Below are 21,167 nucleotides of genomic sequence, written 5' to 3'. Positions count from 1 at the left end.
TTGTTAGTCAGGACGGATCAGGCCAGGCGCGCCAGATGGCGGCGCACGGAAAGTACGGCGCCGATCAGGCCGAGGCCGGCGCTGATTGCCAGCAGTGCCAGGATGGCGGTCCAGTTCAGTGGCAGCAGACGGAATTCCGATGCATACAGGCGGGCGAATTCGGCGATCGCCTGGTTCAGCGGCTGCATGCCGAGCGCCACCGCACCCAGCGCCAGGCCGCCGGCGCACAGGCCGAGCAAGGCGCCGGTGTAATAGAAGGGGCGATGGATGAAGGCGTCGGTCGCGCCGACCAGCTTGGCGACGGCAATTTCTTCGCGCTGCGTCAGCACCTGCAGTCGCACAGTATTGAATACCACCGCCACCACCACAACCGCCAGCGTCGCCGCCAGGAACAGCAATACCAGCCGCAGGATCGCCAGCAGCGCGGCCAGGCGCTTGACCCATTCCGAGTCGACCTGCACCGTGTCGACACCAGGCAGTGCCTTGAGATCGGCGGCAATCACATCGATACGCCCGGCGTCAGGGGCATCGTGGAAACCGGCCAGCTTCAGCACGTAGGCGTCTGGCAGCGGGTTCTGGCCCAGTGTGGTCAACGCATCGTCCATACCGGTCTTGTTCTTCAGGCTGATCAATGCATCTTCACGCGGCATGAACAAGACCTTGGCGGCGCTGTGATGTTTCTGCAGCACGGCGTCGATCGGCTTGGCCAGCGCGGTGGCCTTGTCGCGCGCGGTATCGAGCGCCATGAAGATGCTGATCTCAGGCTCCACAGCGAGCTGTTCGGAGATCGGGCGCACGTTTTCCATCAGCGTCAGGCCGCCGAACGGCAGCGCCAGCGCAATCGCCACCACCAGTACATTGAGCGCAAAGCCGCCGGGCGACTTGAGCAGGTGCGTGAAGGCGTCAGTGAGAGCAAACCAATGCTGTCGCAGCCAGATTTTCATGCTGCACCTCCGTTCGAGCGCAGCGCTGAATTCTGCCAATGGTCGACAATCTGTCCCTGGTCGAGGAACACCACGCGGTTGGCGCTGTTGAGGAATTGCTCGTCATGGGTCGAGATCAGGCAGGTCACGCCGACCGCGTGAAACGACTTGAGCGCGTCCAGCACCTTGTTGGCGTTGTCGCGATCGAGGTTGGCGGTGGGTTCATCGGCCAGGATGATTTGCGGGCGATTGACGATGGCGCGCGCAATCGAAACGCGCTGCTGCTCGCCGCCCGACAATGCCTGCGGATCGCTGGCGCCCTTGTCCAGCAGGCCAACCTTGTCGAGCGCGGCTTGCGCGCGCTTTTCAGCTTCGCTGCGCGTGGCGCCGGTGACCAGCAACGGCAGCATCACATTGGCCAGCACCGTGCGGTCCTGCAGCAGCTTCTGCTGTTGCAGGATCAGGCCCAGGTTGCGGCGCAGGTAAGGCAGGCCGGAGGATTTCAGCTTGCCGACATTGGCGCCGCTGACAGTCAGCGTGCCGCTGCTGGGACGTTCGATGGCAGCAATCAGGTTGAGCAGGGTCGATTTGCCGGCGCCGGATGGACCCGCCAGGAAAATCAGGTCGCCCTTGTTGACCGTCAGCGTGATATCGCGCAGCGCGACCACGTCACGCGCGTATTTTTTGGATACCTGGTTGAATTCAATCATTGCGATAGATTTTTTCTGTCGGTGGTTTCGGCAACGCGTGGGCAAAACGTCTTGCCCACCCTACACGCTTGGATCGAGATCAGGCAAGCAAAGCATCTACGAATTCGGTCGCATCAAACGGCTGCAAATCTTCAATCTGTTCGCCGACGCCGATGAAATATACCGGGATTGCGCGGTTAGTGGCAATCGCCGCCAGCACGCCGCCCTTGGCGGTGCCGTCCAGCTTGGTGATGACCAGGCCGGTCAGGCCGAGCGCATCGTCGAAAACCTTGACCTGGGTCAGCGCGTTCTGGCCGGTGTTGCCGTCGATGACCAGCAGCACTTCATGCGGTGCGGTCGCCATGCCTTTGCCGATCACGCGCTTGATTTTCTTGAGCTCGTCCATCAGGTGCAACTGCGTCGGCAAGCGGCCAGCGGTATCGACCATGACCACGTTGATGCCACGCGCTTGCGCCGAATGCACGGCATCGAAGGCCACTGCGGCCGGATCGCCGGATTCCTGGGAAATCACGGTGACATTGTTGCGTTCGCCCCAGATCGTCAGTTGCTCGCGCGCAGCGGCGCGGAAAGTGTCGCCTGCCGCCAGCAGCACCGATTGATTGTGCGCTTGCAGGTGTTTGGCCAGTTTGCCGATGGTGGTGGTTTTGCCGGCGCCGTTGACGCCGGCGATCATCATCACCAGCGGCTTGTGCTGATCCAGCACCAGCGGCTTTTGCAACGGCGTCAACAAATCGATCAGCAAGGTGCGCAGCGCCGCCTTGACCTGGGTCGCTTCGGTCAGTTTGTCTTCCTTGACCTTCTTTTTCAGGGCATTGAGCAGGAAATGGGTCGCTTCGACACCGGCGTCGGATACCAGCAGCGCCGATTCCAGCTCTTCATACAGGTCTTCGTCGATCTTGGCGCCGACGAACAGGGTAGTCAGGTTGGATGAGGTCTTCGACAGCCCGGTTTTCAGGCGCGACAGCCAGGAGCGCTTTTGCTCGGCGGCGACCGGCGCGGCGACGATTTCGGCTTCGGTTTCGGCGACAGGTGCGGGCGCAACCTCCACGGCTGCAGTTGGCGCGATCATCGACGTGACTGCGGGCGTGACTGCAGGCGTGACTGCGGGTGGGGCAGCCACGGCGCTTGCCGGCGCTACGGCTGGTGGCAATGCGGCAGGAGTAGCAGGTTCTGCCACTGGCGTTTCTGACACTGGTGCGGGTTCGGCTTTTGGTTTTTTCTTGAAGAAACTAAACATCTGAGGCCTGGTCTGGAAGGCGGTGAAATAGGGCGTTACGGCGGCCCGCTTCGGGCTGCCGGACAAGAGGTACAATCACCGGCATTCTATCAGAGCGACGCGCTTCGAATTCGGGAACGTCTTGCCGTTTGTGCCAGTATCCGGGTATCTTCGGCGGCCAAATGCGATCGGATGCTCGAAATCCGAGCAAAGCTCCCCATTTTTATTAAGATTAATGAAAAAGCAAAGTTCCAACAAAACGCCGGTGCATGCCGGCAAAGCGCCGTTGGCGCGGCAGGTCAGGATTATCGGCGGCGCCTGGAAGCGCACGCCGCTGGCGGTATTGGATAGCGAAGGTCTGCGGCCGACGCCGGACCGGGTACGCGAGACAGTATTTAATTGGCTCACACACTTGCTTGATGGCAACTGGGGCGAGGTGCGCTGTCTGGATTTGTTTGCCGGCACCGGTGCGCTTGGTTTCGAATCGGCCAGCCGCGGCGCAGCGGCAGTGACGATGATCGAACACAATACGCCCGCAGTACGCCAACTGGAAGCCACCAAGGCCAAGCTGGACGCGGCCCAGGTGCAGGTACTGCGCAGCGACGCGGCGACCTGGCTCAGCAAGGCGGCCGGCGATGCGGCGCGCTATGACCTGATCTTCCTGGACCCGCCATATAACCAGGGCTGGCTGGAAAAGACGGTGCCGCTATGCGGCGGGTTGCTGAGCGATTACGGGCTGTTGTATCTTGAATCCGAATTCGCGCTGCTGCCGGAAGAATTGCCGACATGGCTGGCCGGGTGGGAGTTGCTGCGAGCAGACAAAGCTGGCATGGTGTTTTATCACTTGCTTAGAAAGCAATAAAATTCTGTCCGATGCGAATTGTGCCTGAGGTAAATTCAGGCATAATGCGCGATCTGATTGGGTGCAAGGGGAAGAAGATGGTCACTGCAGTTTATCCGGGAACGTTCGATCCACTCACGCGTGGTCATGAAGATCTGGTGCGTCGCGCATCCGGGCTGTTCGACAAGCTGGTGGTGGGGGTTGCCGACAGCAAGAACAAGAAACCGTTTTTCTCCCTCGAAGAGCGCCTGTCGATTGCCAACGAAGTGTTGGGGCATTATCCGAATGTGCAGGTCGAGAGTTTTTCCGGCTTGCTCAAGGATTTCGTGCGCCAGCATGATGCCAACGTGATTGTGCGCGGCTTGCGCGCCGTGTCCGACTTCGAATTCGAGTTCCAGATGGCCGGCATGAACCGTTATCTGCTGCCGGATGTGGAAACCCTGTTCCTGACGCCGTCGGATCAGTATCAGTTCATCTCCGGCACCATCGTCCGTGAAATCGCGACGCTCGGCGGCGATGTCTCCAAATTCGTTTTCCCTTCGGTCGAAAAATGGCTGAAAGAAAAACTCGACGCCCAGCAGTCCTGAGCGGCAAGTCGCCAATCGGCATAGAATGGTGCAGTAAAGCGGGATCGCCTGATCCCGCGGCAACCTGATTTAAAAGAGTAGTGCAATGGCTTTATTGATCACCGACGACTGTATTAATTGCGACGTATGCGAGCCCGAGTGCCCGAACGGTGCGATCTACATGGGGCCGCTGATTTACGAAATCGACCCGCATAAATGCACCGAATGCGTAGGCCATTTCAATGAGCCGCAGTGTCAGCAAGTGTGTCCGGTCAGTTGCATTCCGCTGGACCCGGCCTGGCACGAATCCAAGGAACAGCTGCAGGCCAAGTATGAGCGCCTGCAAGCCGAAGTGGCTGCGACAGCTGCCGCCAAGGCGCAGTAAGCTAGAACGCCAGTTCCGGTTCGATTTCCTGGCCCACGCGCAGGATTTCTCCCTCTCCCTCCAGCAAGATCACATTGACGCCGAAGGTGATGCCGTCATTGACGCGTGGATTGATGCGATAGGTCATCAAGATGTCCAGCGGGTCGGGACCGTATTCGCCGGTGGCCTGGTCGATCGACGGCATCGGGCAGCGCGCACATGGCTTGACCGGTTGCAGGCTGATGTTGCCCGCCTGGATAGTCGCTACGAAATCCTCTTCAAATGCATCCACGCCATCGATCACGATATTCGGCCTGAAGCGATTCATCGGCAAGGCGGCGCGGCCCTGCGCCTGTAGCTTGTGGTTCAGGTCATCCAGCGATCCCTGCGAGATCAGCAGCATTGGATAGCCGTCGGGAAAATGCGTCGGCACATCGATGTCGTTGGTCCATTTCTTACTCGCCAGGCGCTGTGCGGCGGGATTGAAACGCACCAGCCGGCACGCCGTGCCGAGCACCTGCGAAAACCAGGCTGTGGCTTGGTCTCCGCAATCGTGCGCCGCGACCGTGTCGTCCCAGATGGTGACGGCAAGCGTTGGCGTGTCCGGCGCCAATGGCGTGCTTGGAACGGTCAGCGGTGGCATGCCCGGCGCCTGCACCAGCATCGTATCCGCCTGCACGGTTGGCACAATTAACGCCATCGCAGCATGCGAGCGCTGCGACAGGAATTGCCCGGCGCTGTCGACTACCATCCATTCACGATCATGGACTTGCAGATGGCTGAGGCCGAAGGCTGTGACGGCTGCTTCCTGCAGGTCAATGCCGCGGCAGGATTTGATCGGGTAGAGCGTCAGGGTGGTGATGGTTGGCATCGTATTCATTCTTCTTTTTTTCAATTACGGTTGGGGCAGGATATGGCCCAGCCAGTCCTGGAATTCAGTAATCGCAGCTTCCTTTCGGGTATCGAACGGCGACACCAAAAAATAGCTGCCACGCGCCGGCGCCTTGATGTCGAACAAGCGCAGCAGGCGGCCGCTTGCCAGGTGATTGTGTGCCAGGCAGCCGCGCGCCAGCGCGATGCCCTGGTCGGCGGCTGCTGCATCGAGCAGATGCATCGGATCGTCGTACAGCGCACCGGTTTGCGGTTCACCGTGTTTGATCCCGGCGGCAGCAAACCATTGCTCCCAGCCGCGATGATGGGCGAAGCGCAGCAACGGATAGCGCGGCAGGTCTTGCGGCGTGATGTGCGGGTGAGCGGCCAGGAAGGCCGGGCTGCAAACCGGGAAAATCACTTCTTGCAGCAGGCGCTGGTAGCGGAAATTCTTGTGGCCGGCGCGGCCGTACCAGATGGCGACATCGGCATCGCTGAAATCGAGCTCGTTCAGTTCATGCGTGCTGCGCAGGCTGATGTCGATATGCGGATGTGTGCCGTGAAATGCCGCCAGCCGTGGCACCAGCCAGGCGCTGGCGAACGATGGCGAGACGCTGACGCGCAGTGTCTGTCCGCTGCGCTTGCGCTCGACCCGGCCCAGTTGCAGCGCCAGATCCAGTGCCGTCAGGGCTTGTCGTACTTCTTCCGCCAGCAGCCGGCCGCTGTCGGTTAGCACCATTTGCCGGCCTTCACGCTGGAACAGCTTACGCCCGGTGCGTTGTTCCAGCGCACGGATCTGGTGGCTGATGGCGCTGTGCGTCAGGTGCAGTTCTTCCCCGGCCCGGGTGTAATTGCCCAGCCGCGCAGCGGCTTCAAAGGCGCGCAGGGTCTGGGTTGGCGGCAAGCGTTCGAACATATTGGGCTGAGTTAAATGGCAATCGGTTAGTTTCATTCACATATAAGGATAAAACACTTCGTTGGCTTTCGTGCGGATTGCTTCTTAATATCGACATATCCCGTTTTTATTTTGCGACCGACCATGAAGCTTGCTACCCGTGTGTTCCTGATATTTTCATCAGGCTATTTCATTTCCTACCTGGCGCGCGGCATCAATTTGCCGCTGGCGCCGCTGCTGAGCAGCGAACTCGGCTTGTCGCCGGCTCAACTGGGCCTGCTCACCAGCCTGTATTTTTTCGCCTTCGCTGCTTGCCAACTGCCGCTCGGCATCCTGCTCGATCGCTTCGGCCCGCGCCGGGTGCTGGCCTGCCTGCTGCTGCTGGCCGCTGCCGGTGCGGTGGTCTCGGCCAATGCGCACGGATTCGGCATGCTGATGCTGGGTCGCCTGCTGCTGGGAGTTGGCACTTCGGCATGCCTGATGGCCGGTCTCAAGGCCATCGTCGCCTGGTTTCCGCAGGATCACTTGCCGTTGATGAATGGCGCCATCTACGCGATTGGCGGGCTGGGCGCCGTAGCGACCGGTACACCGATTGCATGGGCGCTGGGCTGGACCAGCTGGCGCGTGTTGTTCGTGGTGGTGGCGGTGCTGATTCTGCTGATAGTGCTGGCGCTATTTACGCTGGTGCCGGAAAAGGACGAGCAGCATCCGAAGAGCAGCCTGGCGGCGCAACTGCGCGATATCGGCGGGATATTCAGGAGTCGCGTGTTCTGGCGCACGGCGCCATTGGTGATGGCCAGCCAGGGCGTGTTTCTCGGCGTTCAGGGCTTGTGGGCCGGGCCATATCTGCGCGATGTCAGCCAGCTGCCTGCTTCAGCTGCCGCGAATATCGTGGCGCTGGTCGGTTTGGCGATGGTGCTGGGGGCGGTCGGCTCCGGCTGGCTGGCGCGTCGTTTGCAACAACGTGGAATTTCATTGCACACCACGGCGGGCAGCGGGATGTTTCTGTTCATGCTGGTGCAGTTGCTGATCATGCTCGGCGCGCCGCTGCCGAATTGGCTGCTGTGGGGATTGTATGGCTTGTGCGGCACCGCCGGCGTGTTGTCGTATGCGGCGCTGGTACGGGAATTTCCGGCACATCTGGCGGGACGTGTCAGCACAGGTTTGACGCTGGTGCTTTTTGCCGGCGCGTTTATCGTGCAGTATGGATTTGGCGTGCTGCTCAATCTCTGGCCGCAGGACGGCGGGCATTATGCGGTTGCCGCGCATCGGACTGCCTGGCTGATTGCCTTGCTGGTGCAGTTGGTTGCCGGTATCTGGTTTTGCCGGCCGTTGCGGAAAACCACAACGCCGGCAACAGATCCGCTTAGCGCAACATGAACGACATGGCCGACAGGCTGTTCAAGATGCGTACCGCATATTGCACCGATGGCGCGGCAAATTCGACGCTGACGCCATCGATCCGCTGCAACAGCGGCAGTTGGCAGAACAGGTCGGCCAATGCAGGGCTCTGGATTTGCAGGCGGCAGGTAAGCGGCGTTTGCAGGACGAATGGCTTGGCCTGACCGACGGCGGCGATTGCCGCTGTGGCGTTCTCGGTCAGCAATGCGTTTGCCCGTTGCGGCGACAGTGACACACCGCTGGTGTTGCCATCGGCGGTCTTGATCGCCACCAATTTGGCGTGCGGGAACAGTGCCTGGTTTTCGGCGACGAAGACATCGTCGCCGCTGCCGAAAATCACCGGCACGCCGAATTCACCGGCGAGCGCACCGTAGATGCCGGCTTCGCCGAGTTCCATGTCGTTCAGCCAGACGCGTGAAAATGCGAAGCTGTTGATGGTGTGAGCGAGGATGCCGCGGCTTTGCGAACGGCCGTGGTAGCCGACCATCATGACAGCATCCACACCGCTTTCCACGCCGCTCATCATGCCCAGCAGGCGTGGCTTGCCGAGGATGGCGCTGGCGGCCGGATGCAGCAGGTCCGGCAGCAGGTTGCGGAAGCCGCCGTGCGAATCGTTGACCAGGATTTCGCTGGCGCCGCCGGCCAGCGCACCTTCGATGACGGCGTTGGCTTCTGCCGTCATCAGGCGCCGCGCGCGTTCATATTCCGGATTGCCGGCGCGGGTTTGCTCAGGATGGAAGACGCCGGCAATGCCTTCGATATCAACGGAAATCAGTATTTTCATGATGTGTTTTTGAGAGAGAACTAGGCCGGAAGATTGGCCGATGCATCGCGCAGCGACTGACGTTGATGACCATCGCGGCCGGTCACGGTTTCGGCGGCAAACAAGGCGTTGACGATTGCCTGCTCGGTGCTGTCAACCACGGCTTCGAACAAGGGATCGAGAAAGCTGTCGTGCAAGGATGCGCTTTGATGCATCGCCTGACCCGGGCGATACGGCAGGGTTTGTGCGGTGGAAAAGGCCAGCGCCAGGTCGCCGCTGCCGTGGCCGTAAATCGAACCGGTGCGGCCAAGGCCGACGCCGCAGCGGGTTGCCAATCGGCCCAGCTGGCGCGCATCGAGCGGCGCATCGGTAGCGATGATCATGATGATCGAACCCATTTCAGGGACATCTTCCAGCGGCTGCCGCAGGCGCAGCAATTCTTCGCCGACGCGACGTCCGGCCAGCGTTAATGCTGCCAGCTTGCCGAAATTGGATAGCACCAGCGCGCCAACGCAATATTGCTTGCCACCGACTTGTGCCAGGCGTGAAGCCGAGCCGATGCCGCCCTTGAGTTCGAAGCTCGACATGCCGCGTCCGGCGCCGACTGCACCCTGTGCAAAATCGGCGGCGGACGCGGACAAGGCTTGCCGGTAATGATCGGCAGTGATTGCCAGCGCCTGGATATCGTTCAGGTAGCCGTCATTACATTCGAATACCAGCGGATTGACGGTCGGGTCGCTGCGGCCGATTTCCGGGTTGTCGCCGATGGCAGAAATGATCTGGGCGGTGGCGACGCTGCCGACCGACAGGGTATTGGTCAGGGCAATCGGCGTCTCCAGTACGCCCAGCTCCTGCACCTGCACCAGGCCGATGCTTTTGCCGAAACCGTTGAATACGGTAGCGGCTGCCGGCACCTTGTCGCGGAATGGATCGCCGCCATGCGGACGGATCACGGTGACGCCGGTCTGGATCGATCCTTGCGCCAGCGTCGCATGGCCTACGGTAACGCCGGCGACATCGCTGATGGCGTTGCGTGGGCCGGCCGGCAGCGTGCCGATATGAGGAATGTTCAGCATCAGCGACGGTCGATTTTAGGGTCCAGTGCGTCGCGCAAGCCATCGCCCAACAGGTTGAAGGCCAGCACCGTCAAGAAGATCGCCAGGCTCGGGAACACGGCGATATGCGGTGCCGTCATCATGTCGGCGCGCGCTTCGTTGAGCATCGCGCCCCATTCCGGCATCGGCGGCTGCGCGCCCATGCCGAGGAACGACAGGCTGGCTGCGGTGATGATCGAAGTGCCGATACGCATCGTGAAGTACACCACCACGGCCGACACCGTGCCCGGGAAAATATGGCGCAGGATGATGGTGCGGTCGTTGGCGCCGATACTGCGCACCGCTTCGATAAAGGTCAGATGCTTCAGCGCCAGCGTGTTGCCACGCACCAGGCGGGCGAAGGTCGGGATGCTGAAGATGGCGACCGCGACGATCACGTTAGACATGCCGTTGCCGAGGATCGCGACGATGCCGATCGCCAGCAGGATGCCGGGGAAGGCGAACAGCACGTCGCAAATGCGCATGATGATGCGGTCGGCCCAACCTTCGTAATAACCGGCGATCAGGCCCATCAAGGTGCCGATCACGGCGCCGACGGCGACCGAGGAGAAGCCGGCGGTCAGCGAAATGCGGGTGCCCATCAGGATGCGGCTGAAGATGTCACGCCCAAGTGAATCAACACCGAACCAGTGCGCCAGAGACGGTCCGGCATTCAAGGCGTCGTAGTCGAAGTAGTTTTCAGGATCGTAAGGCACCAGCCAGGGCGCGGCAATCGCGACCACGATCAGCAGCAATACGAAACAACCGGCGGCAACCGCCAGGTGCTGTTTCTTGAATTTGCGCCAGAACTCGCTCCACGGCGTGCGGATTGTGTTCGGTAGCGGCGCGGCAGCAACAGCGGTGACTGGAGAGACTGGGCTTGATGGAGTAGTCACGGGCGGCCTCACTTGTAACGGATGCTCGGATTGATGACGGCGTACAGCACGTCGACAATCAGATTAATGAAAATGAATTCCAGCGAGAACAGCAGGATCTCGGCCTGGATGATCGGATAGTCGCGCATCTCGACAGCGTCGATCAGCAAGCGTCCCATGCCGGGCCAGTTGAACACTTTCTCGACCACGATCGAACCGCCCAGCAGGAAGCCGAATTGCAGGCCCATCATCGTGACGACTGGAATCAGCGAGTTGCGCAGGCAGTGTTTGAGCACCACGACCATTTCCGACAAGCCCTTGGCGCGGGCGGTGCGGACAAAATCTTCCTGCAGGATTTCAACGAACGAGGAACGGGTAAAGCGCGCCATCACCGCTGCTACCGCGGCGCCGAGTGTCAGCGACGGCAGGATGTAATGGCGCCAGCTGTCGGCGCCGATAGTCGGCAGCCAGCCCAGCTTCACGGAAAACAGTTCCATCAGCAGCATGCCGAGCGCAAACGATGGAAACGAAATACCTGATACGGCGAGTGTCATGCCAAGCCGGTCCGGCCATTCATTGCGCCACACCGCCGAGACTATGCCGATGAACAGGCCGAACAATACCGCCCACACCATGCTGGTCACGGTCAGCCAGAAGGTTGGCCAGAAGCGTTCGGCAATCTCGGTGCTGACTGGACGCTTGGTGCGCAGTGAGGTGCCGAAATCGCCGCGCAGGGCATTGCTGAAATAGCTGATGAATTGTTCATGCATCGGTTTGTCCAGGCCGAGGTCGTGCCGGATCAGCTCCACGGTCTGGGAGTCTGCTTCAGGTCCGGCGACCAGCCGCGCCGGATCACCCGGCAGCATGTGGACAAACAGGAATACCATGACTGCCACAATCAGCAAGGTCGGTATCAGGCCCATCAGGCGTTTTAATACGTAAGGAAACATGGGGCGCTCTGCTAGTTGGCCGGCCTGTCGGAACAGACCGTACTCGGATTATGTATCTCACAAGGTCTTTGCCTTGTTTTACCTATATGTGGGTGGTGGGGGACAAGGTGATTCTTGATCCCGCCGCCGTTCTTTGCAAATCAACCGTCTTATCTGATTAGTTGGGGACAGAGTAATTCGCCGCGCTACGGCGGCTCTTAAACTCTGTCCCGCAATTATTTAATTTCAATTTCATCGAAATTAAACGAACCGTCAGGCATCACATAAATGCCTTTCAGATTTTTGCTGCGTGCATACAACAACTTCTCGGTGACCAGGAAAGCCCACGGTGCATCTTTCCAGATTTCCGTTTGCGCATCCTTGTAGAGCGCGGTCTTTTCGGTGCGATCGGTGGTGGTCAGCGCCTTGGCGATATCTGCATCAACCTTGTCGTTCTTGTAGTAAGCAGTATTGAAAAGCTTAGACGGGAACGATTCGGATGCCAGCAAAGGACGCAGGCCCCAATCGGCTTCACCGGTCGAGGACGACCAGCCGGTGTAGTACATGCGTACCGGGGCAGTTGCCGGATTCGGTGCGCTTTCCACTTTCTCCACGCGTTGGCCAGCTTCCAGCGCCATTACCTTGGCCTTGATGCCGACCTGCGCCAGTTGCTGCTGCACGAACTGGATGACTTTTTGTGCGGTGGTGTGGTTGTAGGCCGACCACAACTCAGTTTCGAAACCGTTCGGATAACCGGCTTCAGCCAGCAACTGCTTGGCCTTCTTCGGATCGTAAGGCCATGGCCCGGTCTTCAGTGCATAGTCGACGCCTTGCGGCAGCACGCCATCCTGCGGCATCGCGTAACCGGAGAACGCAACCTTGACCAGTGCATCCTTGTTGATCGCGTAGTTGATCGCTTGTCGTACCTTCGGATTGTCGAAAGGCTTTTGCAGCACATTCATCGAGAGGTAACGCTGGATGATGGATGGCGAAGTGATCAGGTCCAGGTTCGGTTTGCCCTTCAGCAGTTCGGCTTGCTCGTACGGCAGCGGGAAGGCGAATTGCGCTTCGCCGGTTTGCATGATGGCGCTGCGAGTGTTGTTGTCGACCACCGGTTTCCAGGTGATGCTGTCGATCTTCGGATAACCCTTCTTCCAGTAGCCGTCGAACTTGCTGACCTTCAGATAGTCGGTCTGCTTCCATTCTTCAAATTTGAACGGGCCGGTGCCGACTGGATGGAAAGCGATATCCTTGTTGCCGTATTTCTTGAGCGCAGTCGGCGAAATCATCGCGGCCGAGGAGTGCGCCAGCGTGTTGATGAACGGCGAGAACGGTTCTTTCAGCGTGATCTTGACTTCGTAATCGTTGACGATGTCGACCTTGGAAATGCGGTTGAACAGATTGAAACGCTTGAGCTTGTTGTCCGGATTGATGACACGTTCCAGCGACATCTTCACTGCATCCGCCTTGAAATCGGTGCCGTCCTGGAACTTCACGCCCTTGCGCAGGCGGATGGTGTAGACCAGACCGTCCTTGCTGACTTCATAGCTTTCGGCCAGCACATTGACCAGTTTCAAATCCTTGTCGAAGCCGAACAGGCCCTGGTAGAAAGACTTGATCGCCGCTTGCGACAGTGTGTCGTTGCTGTCGTAGGGATCCAGCGTGGTGAAGGTCGAGGCGACCGCCAGCGTGACGTCCTTGGCCGCAAAGACCTGGCCGGCCGTGAATTGGGCGGTCAGTGCAACGGCAGTGGTAGCGAGGACCTTGCCGAAATATCGAGTAGTGCGCATGTGTTACTCCCCTGGTTCAAAGATCAATGAAGGTAGACAAACAAAGCAAAAAACACTTACAAATTAAAAAGCGCCGGAAATCCGGTGGGTTGCTACAAAGTGTCCGGGGCCGACCTGTTTCAACGGTTCGACTACGGGCAGGTCATCTATATTGCGGATCGGGCTGGGTATCTCTTCCGGCAGCATCTCGCGCTTGCGATGACGCTGGTTCGGATCGGCAACCGGCACCGCCGCCATCAGCTTCTTGGTATATGGGTGTTGCGGATTTTCAAAGATCGCACGGCGCGGGCCGATCTCGACAATCTGGCCGAGATACATTACCGCCACCCGATGGCTGATGCGTTCCACCACGGCCATGTCGTGCGAAATGAAAATGAATGAAATGCCCAGTTCCTGCTGCAGATCCAGCATCAGGTTGACGATCTGCGCCTGGATCGAAACGTCGAGTGCCGATACCGATTCATCGGCGATCACGATCTTCGGATTCAACGCCAAGGCGCGAGCGATACAGATGCGCTGCCGCTGGCCGCCCGAGAATTCATGCGGATAGCGTTGGGCGTGTTCCGGCAGCAGGCCGACGCGCTGCAGCAGCGCCGCCACTTTTTCTTGCGCGCCTTCGGCCATGCCGTGCACCAGCAGCGGTTCCATGATGGAGTAGCCGACGGTCAGGCGCGGATCGAGCGAGGCAAACGGGTCCTGGAAAATGAACTGGATTTCGCGGCGCAGCGAGCGCAATTCCGAACGCGGCAACTTGGCCAGATCACGGCCGCCGAATTCGACGCTGCCGCTGGTGATGTCGACCAGCCGCAATAGTGAACGACCGGTGGTCGATTTACCGCAACCGGATTCGCCAACCAGCGCCAGCGTCTCACCCGGATACAGATCGAAATTGATTTGTTCAACCGCATGAACGCGTTGTTTGACACGGCTGAAGATGCCGCTCTTGACGTCGAAACGAGTGGTCAGGTTGCGTACTTTCAGCAGCGGCTGTTGTTGCGGATCGGCGCCAGGAATAGTGCGGATGATCTTGGCTTCCTCCGCCAGATCTGGATTGACGGCTTCGCCTACAATCGCGATGCGCTCCGGTAAATCGGTGCCATGCATCGCTCCCAGGCGCGGCACTGCTGCGAGCAGGGCGCGTGTGTAAGGATGCTGCGGTGCTTCAAAGATCGCATGGACGTTGTTTTCTTCGACTTTCTCGCCGCGGCACATGACCACTACGCGGTCGGCGATCTCGGCCACCACGCCCATATCGTGCGTGATGAAGATCACTGCCATCTGCATCTCGTCCTGCAGCGCGCGGATCAATTGCAGGATCTGCGCCTGTATCGTGACGTCGAGTGCGGTAGTCGGTTCATCAGCGATCAGCAGCGACGGTTTGCACGACAACGCCATCGCAATCATCACCCGTTGCCGCATGCCGCCGGAGAGTTGGTGCGGATGACGATCCAGGATGCGCTTTGCTTCCGGGATGCGCACAATTTCCAGCATGCGCAAGGCTTCGGCGCGCGCCTCGGCCATGCTCTTGCCCTGATGCAGGCGGATCGATTCGGCAATCTGCTCGCCGACCGTGAACACCGGGTTGAGCGAGGTCATCGGCTCCTGGAAAATCATGGCGATTTCCGAGCCGCGGATGTGGCGCATGGTGCTCTGGTCGGCGCTGGCCAGGTCGACGATGCTGCCGTCGCGACGCTGGAAATTCATGGTCGAGCCGCTGATCTTGCCGCCGCCGTAGTCGATCAGGCGCATGATCGATTGCGAAGACACCGATTTGCCCGAGCCTGATTCGCCGACGATCGCCAGCGTTTCACCGGCATCGATATGGAAGGACAGGTTGCGTACCGCATCCACCCGGCGTTCGGAGGTGGTGAAACTGACGTTCATCTGATCTACTGTCAGTATCCGGCGTGCTGCTTGATTGTTCATGTAATCACTTCCTTCTGCGGCTGTGTCGTTTCGCGCATTATCTGTGCTTGTTACTTGTAAATTGCCGTGACCGGAGCTGCGCCAACCTTGGCGTAGCCGCGATACATGCCTTCGGTATTGAACGGCAGCGTGACGTTGCCCTGGGCGTCGATGGCGATAAGGCCACCGCGTCCGTTGTAACGCGGCAGCAGTTCCATTACCACTTGAGCGGCTGCGTCTTCTAGCGAAGCGCCCGCATATTCCATGCGTGCCGAAATATCATAGGCAGCAACAGTGCGCATGAATGCTTCGCCGGTGCCGGTCGTGGAAATGGCGGCAGTGCGGTTGTTGGCGTAACAGCCGGCGCCGATCAACGGCGAATCGCCGACGCGGCCGACGCGTTTGTTGGTAATGCCGCCGGTCGAGGTAGCGGCTGCCAGGTTGCCGTGCATGTCGAGCGCAACGGCGCCGACGGTGCCGAACTTGTTGTCGGGATCGATCGGGGCGATTTCCTGAGCTGCCTTTGCCGCAGCCTGGCTGGCGGCGTCGTGGTCGAGCAGCAGCATGCCGCCTTTTTCCTGGGCGCGCAGCCATTGCGCATGGCGCGCTTCAGTATGAAAGTATTCCGGCTCCACCAACGCCACACCATGTTCGGCGACGAAACTTTCGGCGCCGGCGCCAACCAGCAGGATGTGTTCGCTATGTTCCATGACTGTACGCGCTGCCCGGATCGGGTTGCGCACGTGCGCGACGTTGGCAACGGCGCCGGCGGCCAGTGTTGCACCGTCCATGATCGCCGCATCCAGTTCATGCGTGCCGGCGTGCGTGTAGACCGCACCTTTACCGGCGTTGAACAGCGGGCAGTCTTCCAGCATGCTGACTGCTGTGGAGACGGCGTCGAGCGCGCTGCCGCCGTCGGCCAGGATCGCCTGGGCGGCGCTGAGGATGTCGTTCAGTGCCGCGTGATAGGCCTTTTCCTGTTCGCTGTTCATGGCGCTGCGCAGGATGGTGCCGGCGCCGCCGTGGATGGCGATGGTGGCGATGCTGTTTGGTGTGCTCACGTTATTTCGCTTTCGATACGGATTTGGTAGTTGTCGCAGGGATTGCCGCGCTGCTTGCCTTTTTGCCGCCAGCAATCTTGGCTGCCGCTTTGGCAGGGCGTGCGTTGGATTTATTTTTGCCATCGGGGTAATGTAGCCATGGCAAAACGAATTCGGTCATTTGCGATGCAGCGTGCACCGAGCGGTTGGCGCGATGCGCTACGGCGTCGCATATCGCCTGGATCAACGCCAGCGCGGCAGCATCCGAGGTGGGCGACAGTTGTCGCTCGGTTTGTGCGTAGAGCGTGATGTCGGCCAACGGCACCAGCGGCGATGTCGGCGTGTCGGTGATCGCCAGCACTTGTGCATTGCGTTCCTTGGCGCGCGTGGCCAGCGTCAGCGTATCGGTGACATAGCGTGGAAAAGCCAGCGCAATCACCAGGTCGCGTTGATCGATCTTGAAGAACTGACGTGCGGCCTGCGATGGGCCGCCAGGGCCGGCTACCGACATCACGGTGCGGCAGTACGGTTCCAGCGCATGCGCCATGATGCCGGCCAGGTGGCCGCTGGCGCCGAACCCAAGAATGTAGATGCGCTCGGCGTTGAGGATCATGTTGATCGCTTGGTCGCATTGCGCCGGCGCCAGCGTGCGGCGGGTGGCTTCCAGGTTCTGGATATCGGCAGTGAGGGCGGCGGCGATGATTTCGGCGCTGGTGGCCGGACGCTGGACCTGGTCACGCAGTTTTTCCACCGGCGCCAGCGACGAGGCAAAACCCTGCACCAGCGCTGCGCGGAATGCCGGGTAGCCATCGAAGCCGAGGGCGTGGGCAAAGCGGTTGGCGGTCGCCAGCGATACGCCGACCGCATCGGCCAGTTCGTCGATGGTCATGGTGGCGGCGCGGAACACATTGGCGAGAACATAATCGGCTGCTTTGCGATGCGCTTTGGACAGTTCGGGATACACCTTGCCGATGCGTGCAGCGACGGCGCTTTCACGTTGCCATGTTGTTATTGCGGAGTGTTGCACCGTCTATCCCCTTGAATCATATTTTCTAATTTGTGTAAATATATTTACATTTACTTTCCAAGTAAAGGAAATTTATTTTCTTTTTTGGATGTGTGCTTTGCTGGTGCGAAGATGTAGCAAAAATGCGGCTATGCACCATTTTTGCAGGGGTTGCGTCCGCAAATGGTGCGCATAAACAAGGGTGTTTTCGGCAATGATGATGTCGAGTTGCTACGCCTTTCTGCGTACGCCGATTCGTAACGATACGGAAGCCGCTCGATAGGCAGGAAGAAGAAAATCGGAGGTGTCGTTGTTGGCGTAGCGATGTATGCTAACGCGTTCCTGTACGGCAATTTACGGAGAGAAGAATGAGTGGAAAAGCAGAAGATTTGAGGCAACGCCTGATTCGGAATTTCAACACGGTACCCACCAAGCACGACTTGCGCGAGCCTCTGTACGACGCGCTTACCGCCCGTCTTGCAGTTGGCACGGCGGCCAGCAAGCTGGGCGCCAGCATCGATATTGTCGCGCCTGGAAAAATAACCTGCCCCTACCATTTCCATTATGCGCAGGAGGAAATGTTTGTCATCCTGGAAGGCGAGGGTACCTTGCGCGTCGCCGGGGAAATGTTGCCGCTGACGGCGGGAGATGTGATCTTCATTCCGCCTGGACCGGAGTATCCGCACCAGATATTGAATACGTCGGAGAAGCCGTTGAAGTACCTGTCGATCAGCACCAGGGAGCAACCCGAGGTGTGCGAATATCCCGACTCCGGAAAATTTCTGGCGTCCGCGACAGCGGGTGGAGAACGGGTATTTGATGTGGTGCAGCGCAGATCGAACGATCTGGATTATTGGGATGGTGAACCTTGAAGAAACGTAGGGTGGGCATATCATGCCCACGCGGTTCGCATGCTGCTATCAAAGGTGGGCGCGATGTGCCCACCCTATTTCATTGGCAGCAGATCAGGCAGCCGCACTGCCGTTCTGATCCAGGCCGACATCGCTGTTGGCCGCATTGTAGATGTCCAGATCGAGCAAGCCTTCTTCCTTGGCCACCAGCACCGGCACCAGCATCTGGCCGGTGACGTTGGTCATGGTGCGCATCATGTCGAGGATGCGGTCGATCGCTACCAGGTAGCCGATGCCTTCCAGCGGCAGGCCGGCCGAGCTCAGCACCAGTGTCACCATCACGATCGCTGTACCGGGCACGCCGGCGGTGCCGAACGAGCCGAGCACCGACGCCAGCATGATGATGAAGTACTGCGACATGTCCAGATGCAGGCCGAAATACTGCGCCACGAAAATCGAAGCGATGGCCGGGTAGATCGCGCCGCAGCCATCCATCTTGATGCTTGCGCCGAGCGGTACCGCGAACGCTGCGTATTCCTGTTTGACACCGAGGTTATGCACCGCGCTACGCAAGGCGATTGGCATCGACGCAAAGCTCGACGAGCTGGTGAACGCCACTTGCATCGCTGGGAAAGCGCCGCGGAAAAAGCGGATCGGATTCAGGCGATGCGTCAGCAGCAGGCCGCCGTACACCACCACGATATGCAACGCGCAAGCGAGGTACAGCGTGAACACGAAATTCCCTAACGGCAGCAGCCGTTCAAAACCGTAAGAACCGACCAGGGCGGCGATCAGGCCGAAGGTGCCGAGCGGTGTCATTTCCAGCACGAAGCGGGTGATCTGGATCATCGCGCTGCTGGCTTCGCCCATCAGTTCACGCACTTGCTTGACCTTGTCGCCCAGTTTGACCAGCGCCATGCCAAGCAGGCCTGCGAAGAAAATTACCTGCAGAATCTTGCCTTCAGATAATGCCTTGAACGGATTCGACGGCACCACGTCCAGCAACACCTGGATCGGCGTCGGCACTTCACGCACCGTGTAATCGGCGGCAATCGCCAACTGGCCGAGATTCTGGCCGGGGTTGGTGAAGCTGGCGACCGCCAGGCCGACACCCACCGCCAGCACGGCGGTGATGGCGAACCAGAGGAAGGTCTTGCCGCCCAGCGCCGCCACGCTCTTCATGCCGTGCAGGCTGGAGATACTGTTGGTGACCGCAAAGAACACCAGCGGCACCGCGATCATCTTGATCAGCGTGACGTACAGCTTGCCGAGCGGGCCGAACCAGGTTTCGGCCGGTGCGCCGACCAGCCAGCCGGCCAGTGCGCCAAGTACAAAGCCGCCCAGTACGCGTTGCCAAAAGGGGATACGGAACCACAAAGAGAAAATGTTCATAGGGTAATCATTGGAATATCAGGATGCGCGTAGGTTACCGCGGCGGAAGAAAAGCTGACTGCAGGCCAGGCCACAAATAGGGCCTTTGGAAACGACCCGCGAGTATCCTGGAAATCGCACGGCCGCGTCCAATACATTTTGGCTCTATCTATATGCCTTGATGATCTATTGATAATTTTTGGCGTTAACCAAAGCAGACCGCATAAGCCGGCGGCATGGTATTGGAAATGGTCTGCCAGCTGTCGCCGGCATTTTCGGACAGCCAGACACTGCCTGTCGTCGAGGCCATCAGCAAGGTACGCCCATCGTCCGCAACCGCCAGTCCATGCCGATATATTAAGTCATAGCAATGCTGTTGAGGCAGGCCGTTGCGTAGCACGCTGAACGATTTGCCGCCATCGACGGTGCGCGTGACGGCCAGCGCCGCATCCACCGGAACCCGGGTCTGATCGGCCACGGCGGGCACGAACCAGGCAGTGTCGCCGTCGTGCGGATGAACCGCCACCGCGAAACCGAAATTCGACAACGGCACCTGGTTGATTTCCTGCCAGTCCGCGCCGGCGTTGGTGGAGCGCCAGATGCCGTTGTGATGCTGGCACCACAATTTATCCGGCGCGCCGTCGGCCCGCACAATCCGGTGCGGGTCCTGGATCCGCTGGTCATCGGCCCGCTCCGGCGGCATGTAGGTGGCGCGCATGCCTTTGCCGCTGGTTGACCAACTGGCGCCGCCATCATGCGTGACCCAGGCGCCGCCGCAGGAAATGCCGACCAGGACATGGCGGCTGTCGCGCGGATCGACGCAAATGCTGTGCAGTCCCGGCACGTCGTAGCCGCCGCCGAACCATTCGCTGCGTTCCGGGGCTTCCCACAAGGATTGCACCAAGGTCCATGAAGCACCGCAGTCAGTTGACCGGAACAAGCCACCCGGCAAGGTGCCGGCCCAGAGCACGCCAGGCTCGTCGGCGCCGCCGCAGGCCAGCGACCAGATGAACCTGACGGTCCAGTCGGCCGGGTCGGTACTGTCCGGTGGCTTGGGCGGATAGCTGGGGGCGGCTATTTCTGTCCATTGTCCGGAATTGGCATCGCGGCGATGCAGTTTGACGCCGAAGTGTCCGAGATTGAGCGCTGCATAGATCGCGCCGTCGCGCGGATCCGGCAACACCATCGTGACCGGTTCACCGAGAAACGCTGTGGCAGCGAAGTTCCATTTTCCTGCGCGGCGAACCAGTTCAAATAATCCCTTGCGAGTGGCAATCCAGGCGCGGTCGCTCATGATCAACCTCCAGAAAGTGCTTGCAGAACGTGAACTGTACTGTCGATCCCAAGCGGGATGTCGAGATGGACCCGATCACGTACGGTATGGCCATCGATGAAAATCGCGACATTCGGGCGCAGGCGCCCCTGGTCGTCGAGCAAATAACCGCGCAGGCGCGGATTGACCGAGAACGCGCTCTCCAGTCCGTCACGCAGGGTGGCGGCATCGGTCTGGATCTGTGGCACCTCGGTAAAGCGCGCCAGCTGCGGTGTAAAGATGAGAGTCGCCATGGCGTCTCCGGGGTTGCGGAATGTGCTCGCTCTGTGCTCGAACTGTCGAGCCGACGGCGTCGTCCGTTGGAGGAATATTCTGATATGAAAAATAGAAATAAGCCACATCAATTTCGGACTTGTCTCATATACGCTCATCAGCTTCCAACTTAGTATTTTGGCCAGATAGCAGAGTGCATCTGGCCAAGCCA

21 protein-coding genes are annotated in these 21,167 nt (G+C 59.7%); 5 read left to right on the top strand and 16 right to left on the bottom strand.

Annotated features, from left to right (window positions below; all coding sequences use genetic code 11):
* Nucleotides 1-17: 17 nt before the first annotated feature.
* The 3 genes from ftsX to ftsY form a co-directional block, all read right to left on the bottom strand.
* The gene (gene ftsX, locus ACIPF8_RS03595; RefSeq protein WP_400417173.1) at nucleotides 18-944 is read right to left on the bottom strand and encodes a permease-like cell division protein FtsX; all 927 of its coding nucleotides are present in this window, start codon (nucleotides 942-944) and stop codon (nucleotides 18-20) included.
* Nucleotides 941-1,633 carry a cell division ATP-binding protein FtsE gene (locus ACIPF8_RS03590; protein ID WP_400417171.1) on the bottom strand — a complete coding sequence of 231 codons (693 nt, stop codon included), beginning with the start codon at nucleotides 1,631-1,633 and terminating at the stop codon, nucleotides 941-943. Before ACIPF8_RS03590 ends, ftsX begins: the two co-directional genes overlap by 4 nt.
* Before the next feature lie 79 nt (nucleotides 1,634-1,712).
* Nucleotides 1,713-2,870, bottom strand: coding sequence for a signal recognition particle-docking protein FtsY (ftsY, locus tag ACIPF8_RS03585; protein WP_400417169.1), 1,158 nt, complete (start codon nucleotides 2,868-2,870; stop codon nucleotides 1,713-1,715).
* 214 nt (nucleotides 2,871-3,084) lie between these two features.
* Here ftsY and rsmD point away from each other — a divergent pair, with 214 nt between their 5' ends.
* The 3 genes from rsmD (at nucleotide 3,085) to ACIPF8_RS03570 (ending at nucleotide 4,641) form a co-directional block, all read left to right on the top strand.
* Nucleotides 3,085-3,711 carry a 16S rRNA (guanine(966)-N(2))-methyltransferase RsmD gene (rsmD, locus tag ACIPF8_RS03580; RefSeq protein ID WP_400417167.1) on the top strand — a complete coding sequence of 209 codons (627 nt, stop codon included), beginning with the start codon at nucleotides 3,085-3,087 and terminating at the stop codon, nucleotides 3,709-3,711.
* A gap of 77 nt (nucleotides 3,712-3,788) precedes the next feature.
* Entirely contained in the window at nucleotides 3,789-4,277 is a 489-nt protein-coding gene (gene coaD / locus ACIPF8_RS03575) for a pantetheine-phosphate adenylyltransferase (protein ID WP_061535139.1), read from the top strand.
* Between the two features lie 85 nt (nucleotides 4,278-4,362).
* Entirely contained in the window at nucleotides 4,363-4,641 is a 279-nt protein-coding gene (locus ACIPF8_RS03570) for a YfhL family 4Fe-4S dicluster ferredoxin (protein ID WP_400417165.1), read from the top strand.
* Between the two features lies 1 nt (nucleotide 4,642).
* Here ACIPF8_RS03570 and ACIPF8_RS03565 read toward each other — a convergent pair whose 3' ends face one another.
* Complete coding sequence (locus ACIPF8_RS03565; protein WP_400418161.1) at nucleotides 4,643-5,491, bottom strand: MOSC domain-containing protein; 849 nt, start codon at nucleotides 5,489-5,491, stop codon at nucleotides 4,643-4,645.
* A 24-nt stretch (nucleotides 5,492-5,515) separates the two neighbouring features.
* On the bottom strand, nucleotides 5,516-6,406 hold the full coding sequence (gene gcvA / locus ACIPF8_RS03560; protein ID WP_400417163.1) for a transcriptional regulator GcvA: 891 nt from the start codon (nucleotides 6,404-6,406) through the stop codon (nucleotides 5,516-5,518).
* A gap of 123 nt (nucleotides 6,407-6,529) precedes the next feature.
* Between gcvA and ACIPF8_RS03555 the strand changes: the two genes are divergently transcribed.
* Nucleotides 6,530-7,765, top strand: coding sequence for a nitrate/nitrite transporter (locus tag ACIPF8_RS03555; RefSeq protein WP_400417161.1), 1,236 nt, complete (start codon nucleotides 6,530-6,532; stop codon nucleotides 7,763-7,765).
* Here ACIPF8_RS03555 and ACIPF8_RS03550 read toward each other — a convergent pair.
* From ACIPF8_RS03550 to ACIPF8_RS03515, 8 genes are all read right to left on the bottom strand, one after another.
* A complete protein-coding gene (locus ACIPF8_RS03550) occupies nucleotides 7,752-8,570 on the bottom strand; it encodes a M55 family metallopeptidase (RefSeq protein ID WP_400417160.1) in 819 nt (272 codons plus the stop codon). The two genes, ACIPF8_RS03555 and ACIPF8_RS03550, sit on opposite strands and share 14 nt — an antisense overlap.
* A 20-nt stretch (nucleotides 8,571-8,590) precedes the next feature.
* Nucleotides 8,591-9,625, bottom strand: a complete 1,035-nt coding sequence (locus ACIPF8_RS03545) for a P1 family peptidase (RefSeq protein ID WP_400417158.1) — start codon at nucleotides 9,623-9,625, stop codon at nucleotides 8,591-8,593.
* On the bottom strand, nucleotides 9,625-10,539 hold the full coding sequence (gsiD, locus tag ACIPF8_RS03540) for a glutathione ABC transporter permease GsiD (RefSeq protein WP_400417156.1): 915 nt from the start codon (nucleotides 10,537-10,539) through the stop codon (nucleotides 9,625-9,627). Before gsiD ends, ACIPF8_RS03545 begins: the two co-directional genes overlap by 1 nt.
* A gap of 8 nt (nucleotides 10,540-10,547) precedes the next feature.
* A complete protein-coding gene (gene gsiC, locus ACIPF8_RS03535; protein ID WP_400417154.1) occupies nucleotides 10,548-11,468 on the bottom strand; it encodes a glutathione ABC transporter permease GsiC in 921 nt (306 codons plus the stop codon).
* Between the two features lie 215 nt (nucleotides 11,469-11,683).
* Nucleotides 11,684-13,237 (bottom strand): glutathione ABC transporter substrate-binding protein GsiB, encoded by a 1,554-nt coding sequence (gene gsiB / locus ACIPF8_RS03530; protein WP_400417152.1) that lies wholly within the window; start codon nucleotides 13,235-13,237, stop codon nucleotides 11,684-11,686.
* A 63-nt stretch (nucleotides 13,238-13,300) separates the two neighbouring features.
* The gene (locus ACIPF8_RS03525; RefSeq protein ID WP_400417150.1) at nucleotides 13,301-15,163 is read right to left on the bottom strand and encodes a dipeptide ABC transporter ATP-binding protein; all 1,863 of its coding nucleotides are present in this window, start codon (nucleotides 15,161-15,163) and stop codon (nucleotides 13,301-13,303) included.
* 50 nt (nucleotides 15,164-15,213) lie between these two features.
* Nucleotides 15,214-16,203 (bottom strand): isoaspartyl peptidase/L-asparaginase family protein, encoded by a 990-nt coding sequence (locus tag ACIPF8_RS03520; protein WP_400417148.1) that lies wholly within the window; start codon nucleotides 16,201-16,203, stop codon nucleotides 15,214-15,216.
* 1 nt (nucleotide 16,204) lies between these two features.
* The gene (locus ACIPF8_RS03515) at nucleotides 16,205-17,209 is read right to left on the bottom strand and encodes a MurR/RpiR family transcriptional regulator (RefSeq protein WP_400417146.1); all 1,005 of its coding nucleotides are present in this window, start codon (nucleotides 17,207-17,209) and stop codon (nucleotides 16,205-16,207) included.
* A 347-nt stretch (nucleotides 17,210-17,556) separates the two neighbouring features.
* On the opposite strand from ACIPF8_RS03515, the gene ACIPF8_RS03510 reads away from it, so the two are divergent.
* Nucleotides 17,557-18,060, top strand: coding sequence for a cupin domain-containing protein (locus tag ACIPF8_RS03510; RefSeq protein ID WP_400417144.1), 504 nt, complete (start codon nucleotides 17,557-17,559; stop codon nucleotides 18,058-18,060).
* A gap of 93 nt (nucleotides 18,061-18,153) precedes the next feature.
* On the opposite strand, the gene ACIPF8_RS03505 is transcribed toward ACIPF8_RS03510, so the two are convergent.
* The 3 genes from ACIPF8_RS03505 to ACIPF8_RS03495 form a co-directional block, all read right to left on the bottom strand.
* Entirely contained in the window at nucleotides 18,154-19,431 is a 1,278-nt protein-coding gene (locus ACIPF8_RS03505) for a dicarboxylate/amino acid:cation symporter (RefSeq protein ID WP_400417142.1), read from the bottom strand.
* 184 nt (nucleotides 19,432-19,615) lie between these two features.
* Nucleotides 19,616-20,704: an exo-alpha-sialidase gene (locus tag ACIPF8_RS03500; RefSeq protein ID WP_400417140.1), complete on the bottom strand. Its 1,089-nt coding sequence runs from the start codon at nucleotides 20,702-20,704 to the stop codon at nucleotides 19,616-19,618.
* 2 nt (nucleotides 20,705-20,706) lie between these two features.
* Complete coding sequence (locus tag ACIPF8_RS03495) at nucleotides 20,707-20,976, bottom strand: MoaD/ThiS family protein (protein ID WP_400417138.1); 270 nt, start codon at nucleotides 20,974-20,976, stop codon at nucleotides 20,707-20,709.
* Nucleotides 20,977-21,167 lie beyond the last annotated feature (191 nt).

The organism is Collimonas sp. NPDC087041, from assembly GCF_044745265.1.
Lineage (GTDB): Bacteria > Pseudomonadota > Gammaproteobacteria > Burkholderiales > Burkholderiaceae_D > Collimonas.
This window is presented reverse-complemented; position numbering and strand designations above follow the sequence as displayed.